This is a genomic window from Hymenobacter edaphi (assembly GCF_003258365.1).
Lineage (GTDB): Bacteria > Bacteroidota > Bacteroidia > Cytophagales > Hymenobacteraceae > Solirubrum > Solirubrum edaphi.
This window is the reverse complement of record NZ_QHKM01000007.1, coordinates 213509-235367: the sequence shown is the minus strand read 5'-3', so window position 1 is coordinate 235367 and position 21859 is coordinate 213509. Positions and strand designations below refer to the sequence as shown.

General features: G+C 64.2%; 18 protein-coding genes and 1 riboswitch. Of the genes, 12 read left to right on the top strand and 6 right to left on the bottom strand.

Annotation, left to right across the window (positions count from 1 at the left end; genetic code table 11):
* Positions 1–59 precede the first annotated feature (59 nt).
* Together DLM85_RS19650 and DLM85_RS19645 are read right to left on the bottom strand one after the other, a co-directional pair.
* Complete coding sequence (locus DLM85_RS19650) at positions 60–533, bottom strand: MarR family winged helix-turn-helix transcriptional regulator (RefSeq protein ID WP_111479873.1); 474 nt, start codon at positions 531–533, stop codon at positions 60–62.
* Between the two features lie 363 nt (positions 534–896).
* Positions 897–2681: an AMP-dependent synthetase/ligase gene (locus tag DLM85_RS19645; RefSeq protein ID WP_111479872.1), complete on the bottom strand. Its 1785-nt coding sequence runs from the start codon at positions 2679–2681 to the stop codon at positions 897–899.
* Between the two features lie 108 nt (positions 2682–2789).
* Here DLM85_RS19645 and DLM85_RS19640 point away from each other — a divergent pair, with 108 nt between their 5' ends.
* The 4 genes from DLM85_RS19640 to DLM85_RS19625 all read left to right on the top strand — a co-directional run bounded on the left by DLM85_RS19640 (position 2790) and on the right by DLM85_RS19625 (position 6006).
* Positions 2790–3980: a formimidoylglutamase gene (locus DLM85_RS19640; RefSeq protein WP_243636056.1), complete on the top strand. Its 1191-nt coding sequence runs from the start codon at positions 2790–2792 to the stop codon at positions 3978–3980.
* Positions 3981–4007: 27 nt separating this feature from the next.
* A complete protein-coding gene (locus DLM85_RS19635; RefSeq protein ID WP_111479871.1) occupies positions 4008–4319 on the top strand; it encodes a cytochrome b5 domain-containing protein in 312 nt (103 codons plus the stop codon).
* A gap of 159 nt (positions 4320–4478) precedes the next feature.
* Positions 4479–5285: an N-acetylmuramic acid 6-phosphate etherase gene (gene murQ / locus DLM85_RS19630; RefSeq protein WP_111479870.1), complete on the top strand. Its 807-nt coding sequence runs from the start codon at positions 4479–4481 to the stop codon at positions 5283–5285.
* 151 nt (positions 5286–5436) lie between these two features.
* Positions 5437–6006, top strand: coding sequence for a hypothetical protein (locus DLM85_RS19625; RefSeq protein WP_111479869.1), 570 nt, complete (start codon positions 5437–5439; stop codon positions 6004–6006).
* Between the two features lie 156 nt (positions 6007–6162).
* Here the strand turns inward: DLM85_RS19625 and DLM85_RS19620 are convergent, their stop codons facing one another.
* The 3 genes from DLM85_RS19620 to era all read right to left on the bottom strand — a co-directional run bounded on the left by DLM85_RS19620 (position 6163) and on the right by era (position 9105).
* Complete coding sequence (locus DLM85_RS19620) at positions 6163–6417, bottom strand: hypothetical protein (RefSeq protein WP_111479868.1); 255 nt, start codon at positions 6415–6417, stop codon at positions 6163–6165.
* Positions 6418–6694: 277 nt separating this feature from the next.
* Positions 6695–8017 carry a ribosome biogenesis GTPase Der gene (der, locus tag DLM85_RS19615; protein WP_111479913.1) on the bottom strand — a complete coding sequence of 441 codons (1323 nt, stop codon included), beginning with the start codon at positions 8015–8017 and terminating at the stop codon, positions 6695–6697.
* 188 nt (positions 8018–8205) lie between these two features.
* Positions 8206–9105 carry a GTPase Era gene (gene era / locus DLM85_RS19610; RefSeq protein WP_243636054.1) on the bottom strand — a complete coding sequence of 300 codons (900 nt, stop codon included), beginning with the start codon at positions 9103–9105 and terminating at the stop codon, positions 8206–8208.
* A 445-nt stretch (positions 9106–9550) separates the two neighbouring features.
* Here era and DLM85_RS19605 point away from each other — a divergent pair, with 445 nt between their 5' ends.
* Together DLM85_RS19605 and hemH are read left to right on the top strand one after the other, a co-directional pair.
* A complete protein-coding gene (locus DLM85_RS19605) occupies positions 9551–10264 on the top strand; it encodes an HAD family hydrolase (RefSeq protein ID WP_111479867.1) in 714 nt (237 codons plus the stop codon).
* 143 nt (positions 10265–10407) lie between these two features.
* Entirely contained in the window at positions 10408–11454 is a 1047-nt protein-coding gene (hemH, locus tag DLM85_RS19600; protein ID WP_111479866.1) for a ferrochelatase, read from the top strand.
* Positions 11455–11533: 79 nt separating this feature from the next.
* Here hemH and DLM85_RS19595 read toward each other — a convergent pair whose 3' ends face one another.
* Entirely contained in the window at positions 11534–12280 is a 747-nt protein-coding gene (locus DLM85_RS19595; RefSeq protein WP_111479865.1) for a hypothetical protein, read from the bottom strand.
* Between the two features lie 243 nt (positions 12281–12523).
* A riboswitch (SAM riboswitch) is annotated at positions 12524–12613 on the top strand.
* A 327-nt stretch (positions 12614–12940) separates the two neighbouring features.
* Here DLM85_RS19595 and DLM85_RS19590 point away from each other — a divergent pair.
* The 6 genes from DLM85_RS19590 (at position 12941) to DLM85_RS19565 (ending at position 21849) form a co-directional block, all read left to right on the top strand.
* Entirely contained in the window at positions 12941–13702 is a 762-nt protein-coding gene (locus DLM85_RS19590) for a phosphoadenylyl-sulfate reductase (RefSeq protein WP_111479864.1), read from the top strand.
* Positions 13703–13947: 245 nt separating this feature from the next.
* A complete protein-coding gene (gene cysD, locus DLM85_RS19585) occupies positions 13948–14862 on the top strand; it encodes a sulfate adenylyltransferase subunit CysD (RefSeq protein ID WP_111479863.1) in 915 nt (304 codons plus the stop codon).
* A 120-nt stretch (positions 14863–14982) separates the two neighbouring features.
* Complete coding sequence (locus DLM85_RS19580) at positions 14983–16254, top strand: sulfate adenylyltransferase subunit 1 (protein ID WP_111479862.1); 1272 nt, start codon at positions 14983–14985, stop codon at positions 16252–16254.
* A 14-nt stretch (positions 16255–16268) separates the two neighbouring features.
* Complete coding sequence (cobA, locus tag DLM85_RS19575) at positions 16269–17048, top strand: uroporphyrinogen-III C-methyltransferase (RefSeq protein WP_207891065.1); 780 nt, start codon at positions 16269–16271, stop codon at positions 17046–17048.
* Between the two features lie 53 nt (positions 17049–17101).
* Positions 17102–18892, top strand: coding sequence for an assimilatory sulfite reductase (NADPH) flavoprotein subunit (locus tag DLM85_RS19570; RefSeq protein WP_111479861.1), 1791 nt, complete (start codon positions 17102–17104; stop codon positions 18890–18892).
* Positions 18893–18939: 47 nt separating this feature from the next.
* Positions 18940–21849: a TonB-dependent receptor gene (locus tag DLM85_RS19565; RefSeq protein WP_111479860.1), complete on the top strand. Its 2910-nt coding sequence runs from the start codon at positions 18940–18942 to the stop codon at positions 21847–21849.
* Positions 21850–21859: the final 10 nt, after the last annotated feature.

The window sequence follows — 21859 nt, the reverse complement described above, 5'->3', positions numbered from 1 at the left end:
AAAATCAATAACCGAGCTACTCAGTGCGCGGGCTTACCCCACGCGCCCAGCAGCCCGGCTTATTTACTGACCGGCTTCAGCGGTTTCACCTTGAAGCCCTCGAAAATGCTCTTGTTATCGATCAGCCCGTTGATCTGGCCGACCACCCGGAAAAACACCTCCAGCTGCTCGGCGGGTACTTTTTCCCGGATCTTCTGGTTGAACTGCCGCACCGTCTGCCGCGACACTTCCTTCTTCTTCAGCCCTTCTTCGGTCAGGAAGATGCGTACCGAGCGTTTGTCCTGCTGATCGGCCTGCTTGTAGATCAAGCCCTTCTCCTCCATGGAGCGCAGAATGCGCGTCAGGGAGCGGGTTTCCAGGCCCAGCAGCGGCGCGATTTTGGTCGCGGGCGTGCCGTTTTCCTGGTCGATGTTCAGCAGCACGAAGCCGATGCTGGTGGTGATGTCGTGCTTGGCGGCCTGCACATTGTACATGCGCGAAATGGCGTGCCAAGCCACTTTGATGTTGTAGTCAACGGTTTCTTCGGGTCTCATCTCGGGGTCGATGTCCGGTAAACGTACGCAAATATGTTATGCTTGCATACTAGTTTACGAAAAAATTATCAGACGCGTTCCGCCGGCGAGTGATGGAGCACTCACCTGATGACTGGACGAGCTTCAATTTTGAACGTCATGTCGAGCGAAGTGGAGACATCTCGCTCGATAGTAGTCTTCTCGTTGAACGACCAAACCCTACCGAAAGCAGTAAGTCAGTCTGAGCAAAGCGAAGAATCTCGCGTACTGATGTCCGGGAGCAACTTTCTAACTAGAGAATTACTATCCAACATCAGCACGCGAGATTCCTCGGCTGCGCTCGGAATGACGTTCTGGTTTTGTCGTTCCTATTTCAACAACCGCTTACCGCTGCGAATCGGAGTTGTAGAGGCTATTGATTACCTCCTTGTTGTTTTCGCTGATGACTTTGCGCTTGACCTTCATGGTCGGCGTCATCTCGCCCGATTCTACGGTCCAGAGCTTGGGCAGCAAGGCCTCCTTTTTCACCTGTTCCCACTGCGCGAAGCTCTTGTTGTACTTCGTTACCAGATCGTGGAACATCTTCTGCACCTGCTCGTTTTTCACCAGCTCCTCGTTGGAGCCGTTCACGGGCACGTTGTTGCGCTTGCACCAGCTTTTCAGCTCGTCGAAGGCGGGGACCAGCAGCACGGCGGGGAATTTCTGCCCGTCGCCCACCACCATGGCCTGCTCGATGAGCGGCGACTCTTTCAGCTTGCCTTCGATAACCTGCGGGGCCACGTACTTGCCGCCGGAGGTCTTGAACATCTCCTTTTTGCGGTCGGTAATCTTGAGGAAGCGGCCGTTCACGAACTCGCCGATGTCGCCGGTGTGGAACCAGCCGTCCTTGTCGATGGCTTCGGCCGTCAGCTCGGGCTTGTTGTAGTAGCCCTTCATCACCGAGGCCGACTTGGTCAGGATTTCGCCGTCGGCGGCAATCTTGACTTCCATGTTGTCGATGAGCGGGCCCACGGTGCCGATGAGGTTATTCTCCGGCTCGAAGCCGCCCACGGCAATAACCGGCGAGGTTTCGGTGAGGCCGTAGCCTTCCATCACGCGGATGCCGGCGGCCCAGAACACCCGGGCCAGGCGCGGCTGCAGGGCCCCGCCGCCCGAGACGATGACGCGGATGTTGCCGCCCAGCGCCTCCTGCCACTTCGAGAAGATGAGCTTGCGGGCCAGCTTGAGCTGGGTGTTGTAGAAAAAGCCCTTGTCCTGCTGCGTGTCGTACTCCAGGCCCAGGTTCAGGGCCCAGAAAAACAGCTGCTTTTTCACGCCCGTCAGTTCGTGGCCCTTCGCCACAATCTTGTCGTAGACTTTTTCGAGCAGGCGCGGGACGGTGGTGAAGATGTTGGGGTGTACCTCGCGCAGGTTGTCGGCAATGGTTTCCATGCTCTCGGCGTAGTAGATGCTCACGCCGTTGATCATGTAGAGGTAGGTCACCATCCGCTCGAAAATGTGGCAGAGCGGCAGGAAGCTGAGGGCCGAGTCGTCCTTGGTGACGGGCACGAAGGACTGGGAGCTGCGGCAGTTGCTCAGGATGTTGTCGTGGGTGAGCATCACGCCCTTGGGCGAGCCGGTGGTGCCCGAGGTGTAAATCAGGGTGAGCAGGTCGTCGGGCTGCACGGCGGCGCGCAGGGGCTCCAGGTCGGCCACGTTGCCTTTCTTGCCCAGGGCCAGCAGGTCTTCGAACGGTCGGCCGCCGCTGATTTTGTCGAAGGTGAAGATGTGGTCGTCGGGGATATTCAGGCTGGCGGTGGCCTCCTTCACCTTGTCGTACAGCTCCTGGTTGGCCACGAACACGGCTTTTACGCCCGCATCGGCGAAGATGTACTTGTAGTCCTCGGTGGTGATGGTGGGGTACATGGGCACCGTCACGGCGCCGAGCTGGGAGATGCCGAAGTCGGCGTACAGCCACTCGGGGCGGTTCATCGAGATGATGGCCACCTTATCGTCCTTGCCGATACCAACCTGGCGCAAACCCAGGCTGACGAGGTTCACGGAGTCCAGCACCTGCTGGGTGCTCCATTTCTGCCACTCGCCGTTGCGCTTGGCGGCGAGGCAGTCGGCCTTGGGAGCGGTGGCCAACTGGTACGGCAGAATATCAAAAGCGCGGCGGGGAGCTTGCATGGGAGCGGAATTCGGGAGGGAAAAGCTGGTGAAATAAATGGATTTTTCGGCGCAAAGCCTATTAAGGCGCTTTAAGCTTCATACGTAGGGCGGGCTTTTTGAGTAGTTTTGACCTACGCCTCCGCGGGCACCTGCGCCGCGGCAGCCACCTCCGCTATGAATCTGGCCCTGTTCTTCGACCCGCTCACCGACGATGTGCCCGCCGGCTCCGGTACGACTTTGGGCGCCCACGTCGCGCGCTTCGTGGATACGTTTCCCGACTGGCGCGGGGCCGATCTGGCCATTATCGGCCTGAATGAGTGGCGGGGCAGCGCCGCCGGCACGCCCGCCGCCTCCGCCCCCGACGCCATCCGGCCGCGCTTCTACCAGCTGCAGCGCGGCACCGGCCCCTGCCGCCTGGTGGATCTGGGCAACCTGCGCAACGGCCTGACGCTGGAAGATACGTACCTGCGGCTGCGCGAAATCGTGGCGGCCTTGCTGGAAGAAAAAACGGTGCCCATCCTGCTCGGCGGCTCCCACGACCTCGACATCGGGCAGTTTCTGGCCTACGAAACCCTGGACCGCGCCGTGAGCCTGACCTGCATCGACGCGCGGGTGGACATGGTGGAGGAAGCCGGCGTGCCGGCCGAGGACAGCCACCTGCGCCGCATCCTGATGCACGAGCCCAACTTCCTCTTCAACTTCGGCCAGCTGGCCCATCAGCAGTACCTAGTGCCCACGAGCGTGCTGGCCGCGCTGGAAAAGCTGCACTTCGAGACCCTGCGGCTGGGCCAGATCCGGGACGACGTGCGCCAGGCCGAGCCGCTGCTGCGCCAGGCCGACCTGATCAGCTTCGACCTGATGGCCCTGCGCTGGCCGGAGTTTCCGGGCTACCTGCCCGCCTCCCCCTTCGGCCTCACCGCCGAGGAAGCCTCCCAGCTGTGCTGGTACGCCGGCCACAACGACCAGCTCACCAGCATCGGCCTCTACGGCTACCGCCCCGACCACGACCTGCTGGGCCTGGCCGCTTCCACGGCCGCTACCATGCTCTGGTACTTCGTGGAGGGCTACTACCACCGCCGCTACGAAACCGACTTCCAGAGCCGCCGCTTTATCCGCTACGCCGTGGGGCTGCCGGGCAACCCGGCCAAGCTGGTGTTCTACAAGGCCAAGCGCACCGAGAAGTGGTGGATGGAAGTGGAAAGCATGGCCGACCACTCCGTGCGCCGCATCGTGCCCTGCAGCTACCAGGACTACCTGCGCGCCGCCCAGGGCGACCTGCCCAACCGTTGGATTCTGACGCAGGCTTTGTTAGGGTAATTAATAATTGAGAATTAGTAATCAATAATGGCCGAAGACTCCGGGATTCCGCACGAGCCGAGCACCGCCGACGGGCAGCCCGTAGAGGCTTTGCCGGAGTATTCCAGGCACCAGCTGGCCCTGCGCAACGGGCAGGACCGGGACGAAATCTGGTTTGCCTACCGCGGGCTGATCTACGACGTAACCAGCTCCCGCCTCTGGCGCCGCGGCAACCACTACGAACACTGGGCTGGCCAAGACCTGACCGCCGAGCTGGAAAAAGACGCCCCCCACACCGTAAACGTGCTCGATAAGTTCTACGTCGTCGGACGTTTGAAAACCGGGTCGCCCACGTCGTAGCGCGAACTTTGTAGTTCGCGTATCCAGCACGGTTGTCATGGAACGAGTTCAACGGCTGCTGTTCAACGAGTCGTTCAGGATACGCGAACTACAAAGTTCGCGCTACGACGCTTACGGCGCGGTTTTCCCAACAATCCAACCCCACACCCACCCCAAGCAATGAGCACCACCGAAACTGCCTCGCTCTTCGACAACCTCGAAACCCTGTCCACCACCCAGCTGCTGGCAGGCATGAACCAGCTCGACCAGACCGTGCCGCTGGCCGTGCAGAAGGCCCTGCCGCAGCTGGAGGCGCTGATCGAAGCCACCGTGGCCCGGCTGCGCGAGGGTGGCCGGCTGTTCTACATCGGCGCGGGCACCAGCGGGCGGCTGGGCATCCTCGACGCCTCGGAGTGCCCGCCCACCTTCGGGGTGCCGCAGGGCTTGGTGGTGGGCCTCATTGCCGGCGGCGACTCGGCCATCCGCAAAGCTGTGGAAAACGCCGAGGACGACGCCGAGCAGGCCTGGCGCGACCTATCGGCCCACGACATCAACGCCAAGGACGTGGTGGTGGGCATTGCCGCCTCGGGCCGCACGCCCTACGTCATCGGCGGGCTGGAGCAGGCCCGGCAGCACGGCCTGACCACCGGCTGTATCGTGTGCAACGCGGGCTCCAAGGTGGCAGCGGCGGCCGAGTTTCCGGTGGAAGTGGTGACGGGGCCGGAGTTCGTGACCGGCAGCACCCGCATGAAGGCCGGCACCGCCCAGAAGCTGGCGCTGAATATGCTCAGCACCGCCACCATGATCCGGCTGGGCCGGGTGAAGGGCAACAAGATGGTGGACATGCAGCTCACCAACGCCAAGCTGGTGGACCGCGGGGAACGGATGCTGATGGACGAATTGGGTATCGAGCAGGATAAGGCGGCGGAGCTGCTGCAGCGGCACGGCTCGGTTCGGGCTGCGCTGGCGGCGCACAACGGGCAGTAAATCAACTCCATTAGCGGCTTGCCACAGAACGCGCCTTTAACGGCGCGTTCTTTTTTTTGCGCACGGATGGCTCAGCGCCGGAACGCTGTCCTGCGCTATGCGTTACCCAGAAAGCGCGGTTATCTTTCCAGCGGCCGCCAACGCCTGAGCTATGCACACCATCGAACCCCACTACGCCTGGCTGGAGCAGTACCAGGCTTCCGAGGACGAACGTTCCCCGCTCTACGGGGCCGAAAACAACCTCGACAGCTACGTCAATACCATCTACGGCTACTTCATTCACCCGCAGTGGGACGGGATGGAGTCGGACACGCTGTTCCTGAAGATTCTCTTCGTCGACTACGACGAGCACGTGGCCGTCATCGAGTTTATCGGCGAGTGGAACGACGCCATCGAAAACGACATCATGCAGCTCAAGCGGCAGATCATCGACCCGATGGTGCACGAGGGCATCCGCAAATTCATCCTCATCGGCGAAAACGTGTTCAACTTTCACGGCTCCGACGATTCCTACTACGAGGAATGGTTTGAGGACGCGGAGGAGGGCTGGATTGCGGCCGTGAACTTTCAGGAGCACGTAGCCCGCGAAATGCGCCAGTACAACATCGACAGCTACGTCAACTTCGGCGGGCAGCTGGACGAGCTGCCCTGGCGCACCTACCCGCCCAAGAAGCTGGTACACGTCGTCGACGGGCTGCTGCAGCGGCGGCTGGGCGCCTGAACTGGCGTTACTCGTTTTTGGTTGTTCGTTTTTCGGCCCGGAACAGCCGGCCAGCCGTCTGCCAGCTACTCATCACCGGACAAAACAAAAGGGCGCCCCGCACAGTGCGGGGCGCCCTTTCTGGCTGCCAGGACCGAAGTCCGGAGCCGGCTATAATTACTGAGCCGGGGTCGTAGCGGGAGCCGGGGTAGCCTGGCTCGGGTTGGCATCAGCAGCGTCTTCGATGGCGTCAGCCTTAGCATCGGCCGAGTCACGTACGGCGTCAGCCTGCTCTTCCATGGCGTCAGCCTTCTGCTCGCCGGTGTTTTCTACGGCGTCAGCGGTGTTTTCTTGAGCGTTTTCGGTCTTGCTGTCGCACGAAGCGAAGGAGAACGAAGCAGCGGCCAGGGCGAGGAACAGAACCTTTTTCATGGTAAGTTGGTGTGGAGAAAATGGAGTTGAGTTTTCTTTTTTCAGCTTCCCCCGCCTTGCAGCAGCGAAATCTGAAGCTTTATACCCGCACCCCGCTCAGGTAACCCGCCCGAACCGCCGATTGCCCTGATAATTCGCTGATGCCGCTGATTTCACAACCATAAGTCATTGACAAACAGCTTTAAAATTAAAAACCCGAATAGAAAAAATATTTTTTCTATTCGGGTTTTCTTGTTCCGCATCAGTGCTATCAGTGAATCATCACCGGCCGCTGCGCTTACTTTTTGCGATACACGATGCCGATGGGCACGCCGCTGAAGTCGAAATGCTCGCGCAGGCGGTTCTCCAGGTAGCGGGTGTACGACTCCTTCACGTACTGCGGCAGGTTGCAGAAGAAGGCGAAGACCGGGTTGTGCGTGGGCAGCTGCGTCACGTACTTGATGCGCACCATCTTGCCCTTGGTGGAGGGCGGCGGGTACGCCTCGATTTCGCGCAGCATCACCTCGTTCAGCTCCGAGGTCGGTACTTTCTTGCGCTTGTTCTCATACACCTCCATCACCGTCTCGATGGCCTTGTGCACGCGCTGCTTGGTGAGGGCTGAGGTGAAGATGATGGGCGGGTACTTGATGGGCTTGATCATGTCGTAGATCTTGTCCTCAAACTCCTTGGCGGTGTTCGATTCCTTGTTCTCGATCAAATCCCACTTGTTGACCAGGATGACGATGCCCTTGCGGTTGCGGTCGGCCAGGCCGATGATGTTCACGTCCTGCGACTCGATGCCGCGGGTGGCGTCCAGCATCACGATAACCACGTCGGACTCCTCCATGGCCCGCAGGGAGCGAAGGTTGGAGTAGAACTCGATGTCTTCGTCGACGCGGGCTTTGCGGCGCAGGCCGGCGGTGTCGATGAGGATGAACTCGTTGCCAAAGGCGTTGTAGCGGGTGTGAATAGCGTCGCGAGTGGTGCCGGCAATGTCCGTCACGATGCTGCGCTCCTCGCCCAGCAGCACGTTTACCAGCGAGGACTTACCCACGTTCGGGCGGCCCATTACCGAGATGCGCGGAATGCCCGCGTCGGGGTCTTCCACGCCTTCCTCCGCGAAGTGGCTGATGACCGCGTCGAGCAGTTCGCCGGTGCCGGAGCCCGACTGCGAGCTGATGGGAAAAATGTCGCCGGTGCCGATGCCGAGGGCGTAAAACTCGCCGGCCGCCTGGAAGCGCTGCGTCGAGTCGGCCTTGTTGGCCACCAAGTAGATGGGCTTCTTGTCCTGGTAGCGGCGCAGCACGTTGGCAAATTCCTCGTCGAGCGGGTGCAGGCCGGCGTCTACGTCGACCATGAACAGGACCACGTCGGCCTCGTCGATGGCCAGCTTCACCTGCTTGCGGATGCCTTCTTCGAACACGTCGTCGGAACCCACCACGTAGCCGCCGGTGTCGATGACGGTGAAGTATTTGCCGGTCCAGTCGCCGTAGCCGTAGTGCCGGTCACGCGTGACGCCGGACTGGTTGTCCATGATGGCTTTCCGTTCGCCGACCAGGCGGTTGAACAGGGTGGACTTGCCCACGTTGGGGCGGCCCACAATTGCAATGGTATTCTGCATGGTGCTGACCCCAGCCGCCGCTCCGACCATGTGCGGCAGTGCCCGGGGTAGTTAAGTTGATGGTGGGTCGGAATTGGTAAGAAGTGCGACTATGAGACGGTGAGACATGAGACGGATATCAGCAACGCTCCCATCGAAAGGAGCCGTCCGTCTTACTTCTCATGTCTTACCGTCTCATAGCTCAAAAGCTACTCCGGCCGGTAGCCGAAGCGGTTGAGCATTTTCGGGTCGGCGCGCCAGTTTTCGTTGACTTTGACGTGCAGCTCCAGGAACACTTTTTTCTGGAAGAACTTCTCCATCTCCTCCCGCGCCCAGGTGCCGACTTTCTTCAAAGCGGCGCCACCCTGGCCGATGATAATGCCCTTTTGGGAGGCGCGCTCGGTGTAGATGATGCCGCGGATGCGGATGATGGCGTCGTCTTCCTTGAACTCCTCAATGACCACTTCGGTGCTGTAGGGCACCTCCTTCTTGTAGAGCTTGAAGATTTTCTCGCGGATCATCTCCGAGGCGAAGAAACGCTCCGGCTTGTCGGTCAGTTCGTCCTTCGGGTAAAAAGCTTCGTGAACGGGCAGGCGGTCGAGGATGTGGTTGAACACCTGCTCGGTGTTGAAGGCGTTCAGGGCCGAAATCGGGATGATTTCGGCGGCGTTGGGCATCTGCTCGCGCCAGTAGGCCATTTTGGCCTCCACCTCTTCCTGCGTGGCCTGGTCGATTTTGTTGATGAGCAGCAAAATGGGCACTTCGGAGCGGCGCAGGCGTTCCACCACGGGCTCTTCGTCGTGCTTCTCGTAGATGTCCGTCACGAACAAAATCACGTCGGCGTCTTCCAGCGAGGAGTACACGAACGACATCATGGCCGACTGCAGCTCGTACTTCGGCTGAATGATGCCGGGCGTATCGGAGTAGACGAGCTGGAAATCGGGGCCATTCAGAATGCCCAGGATGCGGTGGCGCGTGGTCTGGGCCTTGCTGGTGATGATGCTGAGCCGCTCACCGACCAGCACGTTCATCAGCGTGGACTTGCCCACGTTGGGCTTGCCGATGATGCTCACGAAGCCGGCGCGGTGCGGTTTGGGGTCGGTAGTCACGGGAGGTAATGCGTTAAGGGGCACAAAGGTACGGCTTTCGGGCCGCATCGGCAGCATGGGCTGAATAATAGGGGCTTACGCAGCTACCCAGGCGGTGGCTACGGATTGCCGCCATAGCCCGGGCCGTTAGCCCGAGTACCTTCGCCGGGTACCCGAGTGGGGGCCGACCCCACTCGGGTACCCGGCGAAGGTACTCGGGCTAACGCTGTGGCCACTCGGGTAGCTGGCTTGGCGGCTCAGGTAGCGGCGGCGGCTACCCGGGTCGTTTTGGTGGGCACTCCGACTGCCAACGAAGCCACCGCAGTGGCGGCGTTAGCTTTCTTGGTAGCCGCCGCCGCTACCCGAGTGGCTACGGTAGCCACCCGGGTAGCGGCGGCGGCTACCGGCGCCGCGCGGGCGCCGGCTGGGGTTCGGGCCAGAGCCCTCAGCTTACTTTTGCGGCGCTATGCCCCTGACCACCGTCCTCTTCGACCTCGACGACACGCTGTTCGACCATGCCGCCACGGCCCGGGCGGCCCTCACGGCCAGCACCGCGCCGTTTGCCTGGGCGGAATCAATCGAAATAAACGAGCTGTACCAGCGCTACAGCGCCATTCTGGAGGAAATGCACCCGCGGGTGCTGGCCGGGGAGTTCGGCTACGAGGAAGCCCGGCGCCTACGGTTTCAGCGGCTGCTGGCTCCCTATCAGGCCTTTGCCGACGACGCCGCGGCCGAGGCCTTTGCCGCGTTTCACTACGGGCACTACCGCCGCCTGCGCCAGCCGGTGGCCGGCGCCCAGGCCCTGCTGGAGGCGCTGAAACCGCAGTACCGCATCGGCATCGTGACCAACAACCGCACGGCGGAGCAGCAGGACAAGCTGCAGTTTCTGGGCCTGGCGCATCTGGTGGACGCGCTCATCACCTCCGAGGCCGTGGGCGTGACCAAGCCCGACCCGCGCATCTTCCAGGTGGCGCTGGCGCAGCTCGGCGCCCGGCCCGAGGAAGCAGTGCTCGTCGGGGACAACTGGACGGCCGACGTGCTGGGCGCCCGGGCCGCGGGCATCCGGCCGGTGTGGCTGAACCGGTTCGGCGCCGAGTGCCCGGATGCCCGCGTGACGACCATTACCAGCTTCGAGCCGCTGGCCGCGGTGCTCCGGCAGATTATCGGGGCCGGGGAGTAGCCGGCCGCGCAAAGCCTGACGAAAATCAGCTGGTGTCGCCAGCAAATGGGTGCCAGGCTCAAACTTTAGCGGGCCTACCTTTGTATCTGCAATCCAACGCGCCGGCCCGACTTCGTCCTATTCGACGCGCTGCTTTCCCGCTTATGCCCGCTTCTCCCACTTCCTCCAAAGGCCGCACCGGCGTGCTGCTCGTCAACCTCGGCACGCCCGATTCGCCGAGCACCTCCGACGTGCGCCGCTACCTCAACGAGTTTCTGACCGACGCCCGCGTCATCGACATGCCCGCGGCGCTGCGCTACCCGCTGTTTCAGGGCTTGGTGGTGCCGCTGCGCGCCCCCAAGTCGGCCAAGATCTACCAGCAGCTCTGGGATGAGCGCGGCTCCCCGCTGCTCTACCACGGCCTCGATCTGCAGAAGCTGGTGCAGGAAACGCTGGGCAAGGACTACCTCGTGGCCTTCGGGATGCGCTACCAGAACCCGAGCATCGAGGCGGCGCTGCAGCAGCTGCGCGACGCGGCCGTGGACCGCATCATCGTGCTGCCTTTGTTTCCGCAGTACGCGGCGGCCAGCACCGGCTCGGTGCAGGAAAAGGTGATGGATATCGTGAAGGACTGGTGGGTGGTGCCGAGCATCAGCTTTATCAGCACGTTCGTGGACGACCCGGGCTTTATCGGCACCTTCGCCACGCTGGGCAAGGCCGAAATGGCCAAGCGCGACTACGACCACGTGGTGTTCAGCTACCACGGCATTCCGGAGCGCCACGTGCTGAAGGGCAGCCACAAGGGCTACTGCAAGCTGGGCTCGTGCTGCAACAGCTACAACAAAAACAACCGCTACTGCTACCGGGCGCAGTGCTTCGAGACGTCGCGGCAGCTGGCCACGGCCCTGGGCCTCGGCCCCGAGCAGTACACCACCACCTTCCAGAGCCGCCTGCAAAGCCGCCTGCGCGACCCGTGGCTGCAGCCCTACACCGACGAGGTGCTCAAGACCCTGCCGGGCAAGGGCATCAAGAACGTGCTGGCCTTCAGCCCCGCCTTTGTGGCCGATTGCCTGGAAACCACCATCGAAGTGGGCGAGGAGTTCAAGGAAATGTTTGAGCAGGCCGGCGGCGCCCATTGGCAACTGGTGCCCTCGCTGAACTCGCACCCGCAGTGGGTGCAGGCCGTGGCCGACATGATCCGGCGCAACTAGCCGCACAGCCCTGCGTTGCCAGCAGTCTTTGCCGCTCCCCGGGCCTGCCGAGGCCCGGGGAGCGGCAATTCTTTTTCAGCTATTCGGCGGCTCCGCCGCCGAAATGGTACTGCAGGCCCACGCCGGTGGCGAAAATCAGCACCGAGGGAAAAGGCTTCTGCATAGGAATCAGGAAGCTCTGGCTGAGCTGCAGCCGCAGCCGGGGCGTGAGGCGCGTCAGGATGTTGTAGCCCGGCTGCAGCGTCAGCCCCCCGTAGCCGGGCCGGTCCAGCGTCGTGGGCTGTAGTATGCCGCCCGGCGGGTTGCCCGGGTCAGGCAGCGGTTCGTGGCGGGTGGTGCGCCAGCGCAGGAAGTCGTAGCCGGCCATTTTGACGCCCGCGCTGAGCGCAATGCTCTCGTCGGGCATCCAGAGGTAGGTGGGCTGCAGGTAGCCGTAGCCGTAGCGCACCCGGTACGACACGGGCAGGTCGCAGAGGTCGGGGCAGAAAGTCTCGTAGGCGTAGCCCGCCCCGTAGCCCAGGCCGCCGTACACCGTCCAGCGCTGCTTGTGCGGGCGGGCAAGGGTGTAGCCCGCGCCGGCTTCGCCGCTGTAGGCCCAGTGGCCGTGCCGGCCCCGGATGCGCTGGTGGCCGCTGCCGGTCAGGGTGAGGCGGTCGGAAAGGGCGTGGGCCACCTGCACGTCGGAGCCGTGCAGGCCGAGGTTGGCGCCCAGCTCCGTTTCGCCGCGGTGCTGCACCAGGGGCGTTTGCAGGGTATGGGGCACCACGGCGGCGCAGCTGCTGAGCAACGCGGCGCCGCTGGCGGCGGCAATAAGTTTCACGAGCACGGTGGGGAAGTTGATCGGTCTTTCAGAACAGAGCCCGGAAAAGTAAGAATAGTTGTCAGCGCGGGGGCCGCAGTCAGTAGGCGTGCGGCGCGGTTTCGGCCACGAATTTGGGCAAATCAGCGGGCTTATTTTCAGGCCAATTAAAAACCCCGGCCGGGTAATGGCGGTTCAGGCCCCGTAAAAGATTTGCAATTCCGAAAATTGTGTCATTACCTTTGCCGCAGCAATTCTGCTGAAGGATTGTTTTTATACAGAGGCGTGGAGAGACAGGCTCTACGAAGCGCCGGCAACCATCGGAGTCCCGAACGGTGCCAATTCCTGATCATATAAAAACACCGCTCGTCGTGAACTTCGATTTCACCCCCCGCGCAATGATGGCTGGTTCCGCTGCTTCGCAGCCGGGCCGCAATGGCTTCTACGGCATGCGTTGCTGTTGTATGCCCATGCGCCGCGCGTGTTGTTGAGGCTTTTTGCACGACCTCTTTTCCCTTGCTGGAAACGCCCGACAACTAAGCGCCAGGCTTTTGCGCGCCGCTTAGCCGTGTCCGGCCGCGCCGCCTGAGCCCGCCTTGCGGCCCCGGGCCGTCTGGCCCCCTCCCCTCTTTACCTTCCGACCGCCGTCGGCGCTGCCTGCGCCGACGGGTCTCAGAAATACTGCGCATGTCGACCCTTATCGATGCACAGGTGGCGCAGCTCCGGCAACAGCTTGCCGGCGCCGATCCGCTGGATATTCTTCGTGCCGTGGCCGCCGAATTTGCCGGCAAAGCGGCGTTTTCCACCTCTTTCGGGCTCGAAGATCAGGTAATTACCCACTTGATTTTTGCCCATAATCTGCCCATCGAAGTATTTACGCTCGACACCGGGCGGAATTTCCAGGAAACGTATTCGACCTGGAGCAAAACCGTGCTGAAATACGGCAAAACCATTCGCGCTTATTTCCCCGATCAGGACGAAATAGCCGCCCTGGTGGAGCGGCAGGGCCCGAACGGGTTTTACGAAAGCGTGGACGCGCGCAAAGCCTGCTGCAACGTGCGCAAGGTGGAGCCGCTGCACCGCGCCCTGGCCGGCAGGGCCGCCTGGATAACGGGCGTCCGCAGCGAGCAGTCGGCAAACCGCACCGGCATGCACGCGGTGGACTGGGACGCGGGCTACCAGCTGTTCAAGGTGAATCCGCTGCTGGACTGGAGCTGGGAGCAGACCTGGGCCTTCGTCCGCGAATACGGCATTCCGCACAACCCGCTGCATTTGCAGGGCTTCGTGAGCATCGGCTGCGCGCCGTGTACCCGGGCCGTAAAGCCCGGCGAAGACTTCCGCGCCGGCCGCTGGTGGTGGGAAGACCAATCGGCCAAGGAGTGCGGCCTGCACGCCACCGCCGACACCCCGGTCGAAGCGGCTTCGCCCGCCACTGTTGCCACTCCCTAGAACGTCCTGTCGAGCGCAGCCGAGACATCTGGCGGGCTGACTTCAGATAGTAAATGCTGTTCCACGAGCAGAATACTATCCAGCAAGATTGGCTACGCCCTCCTTCGGGTCCTCGGCTGCGCTCGGAATGACGTGCTGATTTAGCCGTTCTGACGGCCCACTCCGCCCCGCCTCCTACCGCATTCCCCGCTTTTCCTGACTTCCACAACCGGCCTAAAAAAGCCGGACAGGCACCCTATTGCCGTATGCCTACGCTCCCCCGCTTAGATTACCTCGACCGGCTCGAAGCCGAAGCCGTCCACATCCTGCGGGAAGTGGCCGGGCAGTTTCAGCGCCCCGCCCTGCTGTTTTCGGGCGGCAAAGACTCCATTGCGCTGGTGCGCCTGGCCCAGAAAGCCTTCCGCCCCGGCAAGTTTCCCTTTCCGCTGGTCCACATCGACACCGGCCACAACTTCCCGGAAGTGCTGGCGTTCCGCGACCGGCTGGCGGCCGAGCTGGGCGAGCAGCTGATTGTGCGCCGGGTGGAAGACACCATCCGGCAGCGCGGCCTGCGGGAGCCGGGCGGCAAGTTTCCCAGCCGCAACGCCCTGCAGACCTACACCTTGCTCGACACCGTGGAGGAGTTTGGCTTCGACGCCTGCATCGGCGGGGCGCGGCGCGACGAGGAAAAGGCCCGGGCCAAGGAGCGCATCTTCTCGGTGCGCGACGAGTTTGGGCAATGGGACCCGCGCCGGCAGCGGCCCGAGCTGTGGAACATCTACAACGGGCAGATTCAGCCGGGCGAGAACGTGCGGGTGTTCCCGATATCGAACTGGACGGAGCTGGACGTGTGGAACTACATCCAGCGCGAGAACATCCCGCTGCCCAGCATCTACTTCGCCCACGAGCGGCGCTGCGTGGTGCTGCCCTCGGGCCAGCTGCTGGCCGTGACCGAGCACCTCACCCTCGACGCCACCGACGAGCTGACCACCCGGCAGGTGCGCTTCCGCACCGTGGGCGACGCGACCTGCACCGCCGCCGTGGAAAGCGACGCCAGCACCCTCGCCGCCATCATCGACGACATCCTGCAGGCCAAAGTCAGCGAGCGGGGCGCCACCCGCCTCGACGACCGGATTTCGGAAACCGGCATGGAAGACCGGAAGCGCAACGGCTACTTCTAAGTGGTGAGATGGTGAAATCGTGAGTGTCGGCCACCAAGGCGCAAAGCCTGCCGACGCCAGCGCATTCATCACCTCTCAGAACATCAAACTCACCACTTCACCATCTCACCATCTCACCAAATGGACCTTCTCCGATTTATCACCTGCGGCAGCGTCGACGACGGCAAGAGCACGCTGATTGGGCGGTTGCTGTATGATTCCGATGCCGTGTCTTTGGACGTGCTGGCCGCGCTGGAAGAGCAGAACCGCACCTCGGCGGCCGGCACCGTGGATTTGGCTTTGCTCACAGACGGGCTGCGGGCCGAGCGCGAACAGGGCATCACCATCGACGTGGCGCACAAGTACTTCACCACGCCACGCCGCAAGTTTATCATCACCGACACGCCCGGCCACGTGCAGTACACCCGCAACATGGTGACGGGCGCCAGCAACGCCGACCTGGCCATCGTGCTGGTGGATGCGCGGCAGGGCGTGGTGGAGCAGACGCGGCGGCACACCATCGTGGCGGCGCTGCTGGGCATCCGGCGCTTCGTGCTGGCCGTCAACAAGATTGACCTGGTGGGCTACTCCGAGCAGGTGTTCCGCGACATCGTGGCCGACTACGCCGCCGTGGCCGCCCAGCTGGGCCTGCGGCAGGTGGTGAGCATCCCCCTCAGCGCCCTGAACGGCGACAACGTGGTGAAGCCCTCGGCCAATCTGCCCTGGTACCAGGGCCCCAATCTGCTGGAGCACCTCGAAACGGTGACGGTAGCCACCGAAGCCACCACCGACGCGGCCCGCTTCCAGGTGCAGTACGTCATCCGCCCGCAGACGGCGGAGCTGCCCGACTACCGCGGCTACGCCGGCCGCATCCAGAGCGGGGTGTACCGCCCCGGCGACCGGGTGCTGGTGCTGCCCGCCGGCATCGAAACCACGCTGGCGGCCATCGAAATCGACCAGCAGGCAGTGCCGGCAGCCGTGGCGCCGCAGGGCGTGGTGCTGCGCCTGGCCGACGACGTGGACGTGAGCCGCGGCGACACCATCGTGCCCTTGGCGCAGGCGCCGGTGCCCACCCGGGAGCTGGAAGCCACGCTGTGCTGGATGGCGGAGCAGCCCCTGCGCCCGGGCCGCAAGCTGCTGGTGCAGCACCACACGGCCAAAACCCGCGCCGTGGTGCAGGCCATCGTGGCCCGCACCAACATTCAGACGCTGGAGCAGCAGCCGGCCGCCGAGGCCCGCCTGAACGATATCGTGCGGGTGCGGCTGAAAACGGCCCGGCCGCTGGCCGCCGACACTTACCAGCAGAACCGCACCACCGGCGCCTTCATCCTGCTCGACGAGCAAACCGGTGCCACGCTGGCAGCCGGGCTCATCGAGCAGACGGCGCCGGCAGAACCCGAAGTTGAGCTTTAACCCCCGCTCTTGCCATGTCCACTTTCATTACGCCCCGCCTCACCGTGGTGGGCGCTGGCCCCGGCGACCCGGAGCTGATAACCGTGAAGGGCGCCCGCGTGCTGGCTGAGGCCGACGTGGTGCTCTACGACGCGCTGAGCAACGCGGCCCTGCTCGACTACGCCCGCCCCGGGGTGAAGAAAGTGTACGTGGGCAAGCGCAAAGGCATGCGGGCCCACCTGCAGCAGGAAATCAACGACCTGATTGTGCTCTACGCCCGCGTCCACGGCCACGTGGTGCGGCTGAAGGGCGGCGACCCGTTCGTGTTCGGGCGAGGGCGCGAGGAAATGCTTTTTGCCCAGCGCCACGGCCTGCAGACGGCCTACGTGCCGGGCATCAGCAGCGCCGTGGCCGTGCCCGGTAGCCTGGGCATCCCCGTCACGCACCGCGGCCTGAGCGAAGGGTTCCGGGTGATTACCGCCACCACCGCCAATGGCGAGCTGTCGGAGGAAGTCATCAAGGCGGCCCAGGCGCCCCGGGCCACGGCCGTCATCCTGATGGGGCTGAGCCAGGTTGAGGCCATTGCCGACGCCTACGTGCACTTCGGCCACGGGGCGCGGCCGGCGGCCGTGATTCAGGACGGCACCCTGCCCACCGCCCGGCTGCTGCAAACCACCGTGGCCGAGCTGCCCCGGCGCGTGGCCGAATCGGACCTGACGGCGCCGGCCATCATCGTCATCGGCGAAGTAGTCAACCTGGCCGCGGCCCCGGCCGACCTCGGCGCGCAGCTGGCGCCCCTGGCGGCCGTGGCCTGACGCCCGCCCGCCGCCCCTTTTTCACCGACCACCACCGATTTCCTCTTCCAGCCATGTCCTCGCTCCCCACCGACCAGCGCCTGCCCATCGGCTTCGACGACAACACCCTGCGCCAGCTCGTCGGCGACTTCAGCGAGCAGCAGCTGCTCTGGCTGAGCGGCTACTTCTACGGCCGCTACGCCGCCGGCCCGGGCCCGGCGGCGGCCCCGGAACCGGCCGCGCCGCCGGTTGCCACCGCCGCCCGGCCGCGCATTACGGTGCTGTACGGCTCCCAGACCGGCAACAGCAAAAAGGTGGCCCTGCAAGCCGTGGAAGCGGCCCGGCAGCGCGGCCTCGACGCCACGGCCCGCGACATGAACGACTACCAGGGCCGGGAGCTGGGCAAGGAGCAGGTGTTGCTGCTGGTTGTCAGCACCCAGGGCGAGGGCGAGCCGCCGGTGGCCGCCGAGGAGCTGCACCGCTTTCTGGGCAGCGCCCGGGCGCCCCAGCTGCCCGCGCTGCGCTACAGCGTGCTGGCCCTGGGCGACCGAAGCTACCTGCACTTCTGCCAGACCGGCCGCGACTTCGACGAGCGGTTGAGCAAGTTGGGCGCCACGGCCCTGGCCCCGCGCGTGGACTGCGACCTGGACTTTCAGGCTGATGCCCAGCAGTGGATGGCGGCGGCGCTGGATGCGCTAGGCCAGGCCACTCCGGCCGCGGCAAGCGTGAAAAGCCCGCCGGTGGAAGTGAAAGAATACGCGCGCCACCACCCGCTGACGGTGGAGGTACTGGAAAAGATTCAGCTGAACGGCCGCGGCTCGACCAAGGAAACCTACCACCTGGAGCTGTCCCTGGCCGGCGCGGGCCTGCAGTACGAGCCCGGCGACGCGCTGGCGGTAGTGCCGACCAACTCGGCGGCGCTGGTGGAGGAAGTGCTGCGCGCCACCCAGCTCGGGGCCGACGCACCGGTGCAGCTGCAGGGCGAAACCCTGCCGCTGGCCACGGTTCTGGCGGAACGGCTGGAGCTGAGCACCCTCTCGCGCGATGTGCTGGAACGCTACGCCCGGCACCACCCCGCGCCCCGGCTGCGGGAGCTGGCCGGGGCCACCGAGCAGCTCCAGCGCTACCTCTACGGCCGCGACGCCGCCGATTTGCTGGTGGATTACCCGGCCGAACTATCGGCACAGCAGCTGGTGGATACCCTGCGGCCGCTGCCGGCCCGGGCCTACTCCCTGGCCAGCAGCCTGCTGGCCCACCCGGACGAGGCGCACCTGACGGTGGGCGCCGTGCGCTACGACGCCCACGGCCGCCGGAAGCAGGGCGCGTGTTCGTGCTACCTGGCCGACCGCGTGCAGGTCGGCGACCAGCTGCGGGTGTTCGTGGAGCGCAACGAGTACTTCAAGCTGCCTCAGAACCCGGACGCCAACATCATCATGGTGGGCGCGGGCACCGGCGTGGCCCCGTTTCGCGGCTTCGTGGAGGAGCGCGCCGAGCGCGGGGCCGGCGGGCTGAACTGGCTGCTGTTCGGCAACCCGCACTTCACCACCGACTTTCTGTACCAGGCGGAGTGGCAGCAGCACTTCAAGCGCGGTACGCTGGCCAAGCTTCACGTCGCGTTTTCGCGCGACCAAGCGGCGAAAATCTACGTGCACAACCGCCTCCTGGAACACGCCCGCGAGGTGTACGACTGGCTGGAAAACGGCGCCTACTTCTACGTCTGCGGCGACCGGCAGCGCCTGGCCGCGACGGTGCACCGGGCCCTGGTGAGCGTGGTGCAGCAGGCGCAGGGCGTCTCGCCGGAAGCAGCCGAAGCCTACGTGCGCGGGCTGAAAAAGCAGCGCCGCTACCTGGAGGACGTGTACTAAGCCCACCCGCGCCGCCGCCCCTTCTTTCCTTATCCAACCCATTGATTATGAAGAAGCCCTACGCTTCATCCTGGCTGGCCATTGCCGCCATATTGGCCGCTGCCCCCGCCGCCGTAGCGCAGCAGCAGCTTATTGCCATCAAAGGCACCGTGCGCGAAGTCGGCACGCAGCAGCCGCTGCCGGGCGTGAGCGTGAGCATCAAGGGCGGCACGACGGGCTCCGTCAGCGACGCCAGCGGGCAGTTTCAACTGCGCGACCGGCTGCCGTTCCCCTTCGTGCTGGTATTCAACCTGATCGGCTACGAGCCCAAGGAAATAACTATTCTGGACGCGAAGACCCCGATTTCGGTGGGGCTGGAGTCGAAGGCGGTGCTGACCAACGAAGTTGTCGTGTCGGCGTCGCGGGTGGAGGAAAGCCGGCTGAAGTCGCCGGTGGCCATCGAAAAGCTCGACATCCGCGCCATCAAGGAAACGCCCGCGCCGAGCTTCTACGACGCGCTGGAAAACGTGAAGGGCGTGCAGATGACCACCTCCTCGCTGACCTTCAAAGTGCCCAACACCCGCGGCTTTAACATCCCGAACAATTTCCGCTTCATGCAGCTGGTCGACGGGGTGGACATGCAAGCCGCCACGCTGGGCGTGCCCCTGGGCAACGCCATCGGCCCGACGGAGCTGGACGTAGCCTCGGTGGAAATTACGCCCGGCGCGGCGTCGGCCCTGTACGGGATGAACGCCATCAACGGCATGGCCAACCTGACCACCCGCAGCCCCTTCACCTACCAGGGCCTGAGCGTGTACCAGAAAGTGGGCGTCAACCACGTCGACGGCCAGGACCGCGACCCGAGCGTGCTGACCGAAACGGCCGTGCGCTGGGCGCAGGCGGTGGGCGCTTCGCCGCGCTTTGCCTACAAGGTGAACCTGAGCTACCTGCGCGGCACCGACTGGCTGGCCAACACCCAGACCGACCAGAATCCGCAGAACCTCTCGTCGGCCAACCCGCGCTTTGCGGAGCTGAGCGGCCCGGCCAACCCCGCGGCCGACCTGTGGAACCGCTACGGCGACGACAACGCGGGCAACGTGAGCATCACCATCCCTTACAACGGCCGCAACGAAACCTTCAACGTGCGCCGCACCGGCTACTACGAGCGGGACCTGACGAACCCCATCGTGCGCAACATCAAGGCCGACGCCAGCCTGCACTACAAGCTGACGGACAAGCTGGAGCTGAGCTACGGCTACCGATTCGGGCTGATGGACGGGGTGTTTCAGCGCGGCAACAAGATTCAGCTCGACGGGGTGACGGTGCAGAACCACAAAGTGGAGCTGCGCGGCCAGGACTTCACCCTGCGCGGCTACGTGCTGGTCGAAAACACCGGCGACTCCTACAACCTGAACCCGCTGGCCCTGAACCTGGATCTGCAGAACGGCTCCAACGCGGTGTGGGGCGGCAAGTTCCGCACCGAGCTCCAGAATCAGCTGGCCGGCGGCGTGGGGCTGGCCGACGCCATGCGCCAGGCCCGCACCGTGGCCGACGCCGGCCGCGCCCAGCCCGGTACGCCGGAGTTTGAGGCGCTGAAAAAGCAGATTACCGGCACCAACAACTGGGACAGCGGCGTGAACGTGCCTGGCGCGCCCATTCCCGGTGGGGCGGCCCTCACCCAGCGCAGCCACACCTACCACGCCGACGCGCTCTGGAACCTGGGCAGCCGCGTGAAGTTCGTGGACGTGGTGCTCGGCGCCGATGCCCGCCTCTACTCGGTGCAGCCCGACGGCAACAACTTCGTGGACTTCGGCCGCCCGTTGGCCGAGCGTATCCAGCCCGGCGGCGCCAACCAGTACTACAAGAAAGTCGGCGGCTTTGCGCAGGCCACCAAGCTGCTGCTGCACGACCGGCTCAAGCTCACCGGCTCTTTGCGCCTCGACTACAACCCCGAGTTCAACCCCAAGCTGAACCCGCGGGTGGCGGCCGTGTACTCGGCGGGCGCCAACCAGAACCACAACTTCCGCGCCTCCTACCAGAACGGCTGGCGCTTCCCCTCGCTGTTTGAGGCCCTCTCGTTCGTCAACAACGGCAACGTGCGCCGGGTGGGCGGCCTGGCCCGCGTGAACGAAGGGCTGAACTACCTCGACAACTCCTACACGCTGGCCTCGATTACGCAATTCAACGCGGCCGTGAATGCCTACGTGGCGGCCAACGCCGGCACCACCGCCAGCCAGGCCGCCCTGCGCCCCGAAATCCGCCAGCTGCTGCAGGTCGGGAACCTGCCCACCGAGCAGCCCGAGCAGATCAACGCCTACGAGGTGGGCTACCGCAGCGTACTGCTGGATAACCGCCTGTCCGTCGACGTGGACGCGTACTACAACGTGTACTCCGGCTTCCTGGGCCAGGTGGAGGTGAGCGTGCCCAAAAATGCCACGGGCCAGCAGGTGCCGGTGGGCTCCGACGACGCCGTGCTGGCCGCGCTGAACGCCAACCGCGCCGCCCGGCAGGACCGCTACCGCGTCTACACCAACGCCCGCAACGACTACCGCAGCTACGGCTCGACCCTGGGCCTGACCTACAACTTCGTGCAGAAGTTTACCCTGGGCGGCAATCTGAGCTACAACGCGCTGTCGGACAACGAGCAGGCCGACATCTTCGTGACCGGCTTCAACACCCCGAAATGGGTGACCAACGTGACCTTCGGCAACCGCGAAGTCGTCCGCAACGTGGGCTTCAACGTGGTGTGGCGGCGCCAAAGCTCCTTCTACTGGGAAAGCCCGCTGGCCAATGGCCAGGTGCCCAGCTACCAGACCGTCGACGCGCAGGTGAACGTGCGGATTCCGAATCTGAAGTCGACCCTCAAAGTCGGCGGGGCGAACCTGCTCAACAACCGCTTCATCCAGTACGCCGCCGGCCCGACCATCGGCGGGCTCTACTACGTGGCCGTGACCTTCGACGGGACGGTGCTGCGGTAGCTTTTAGCCC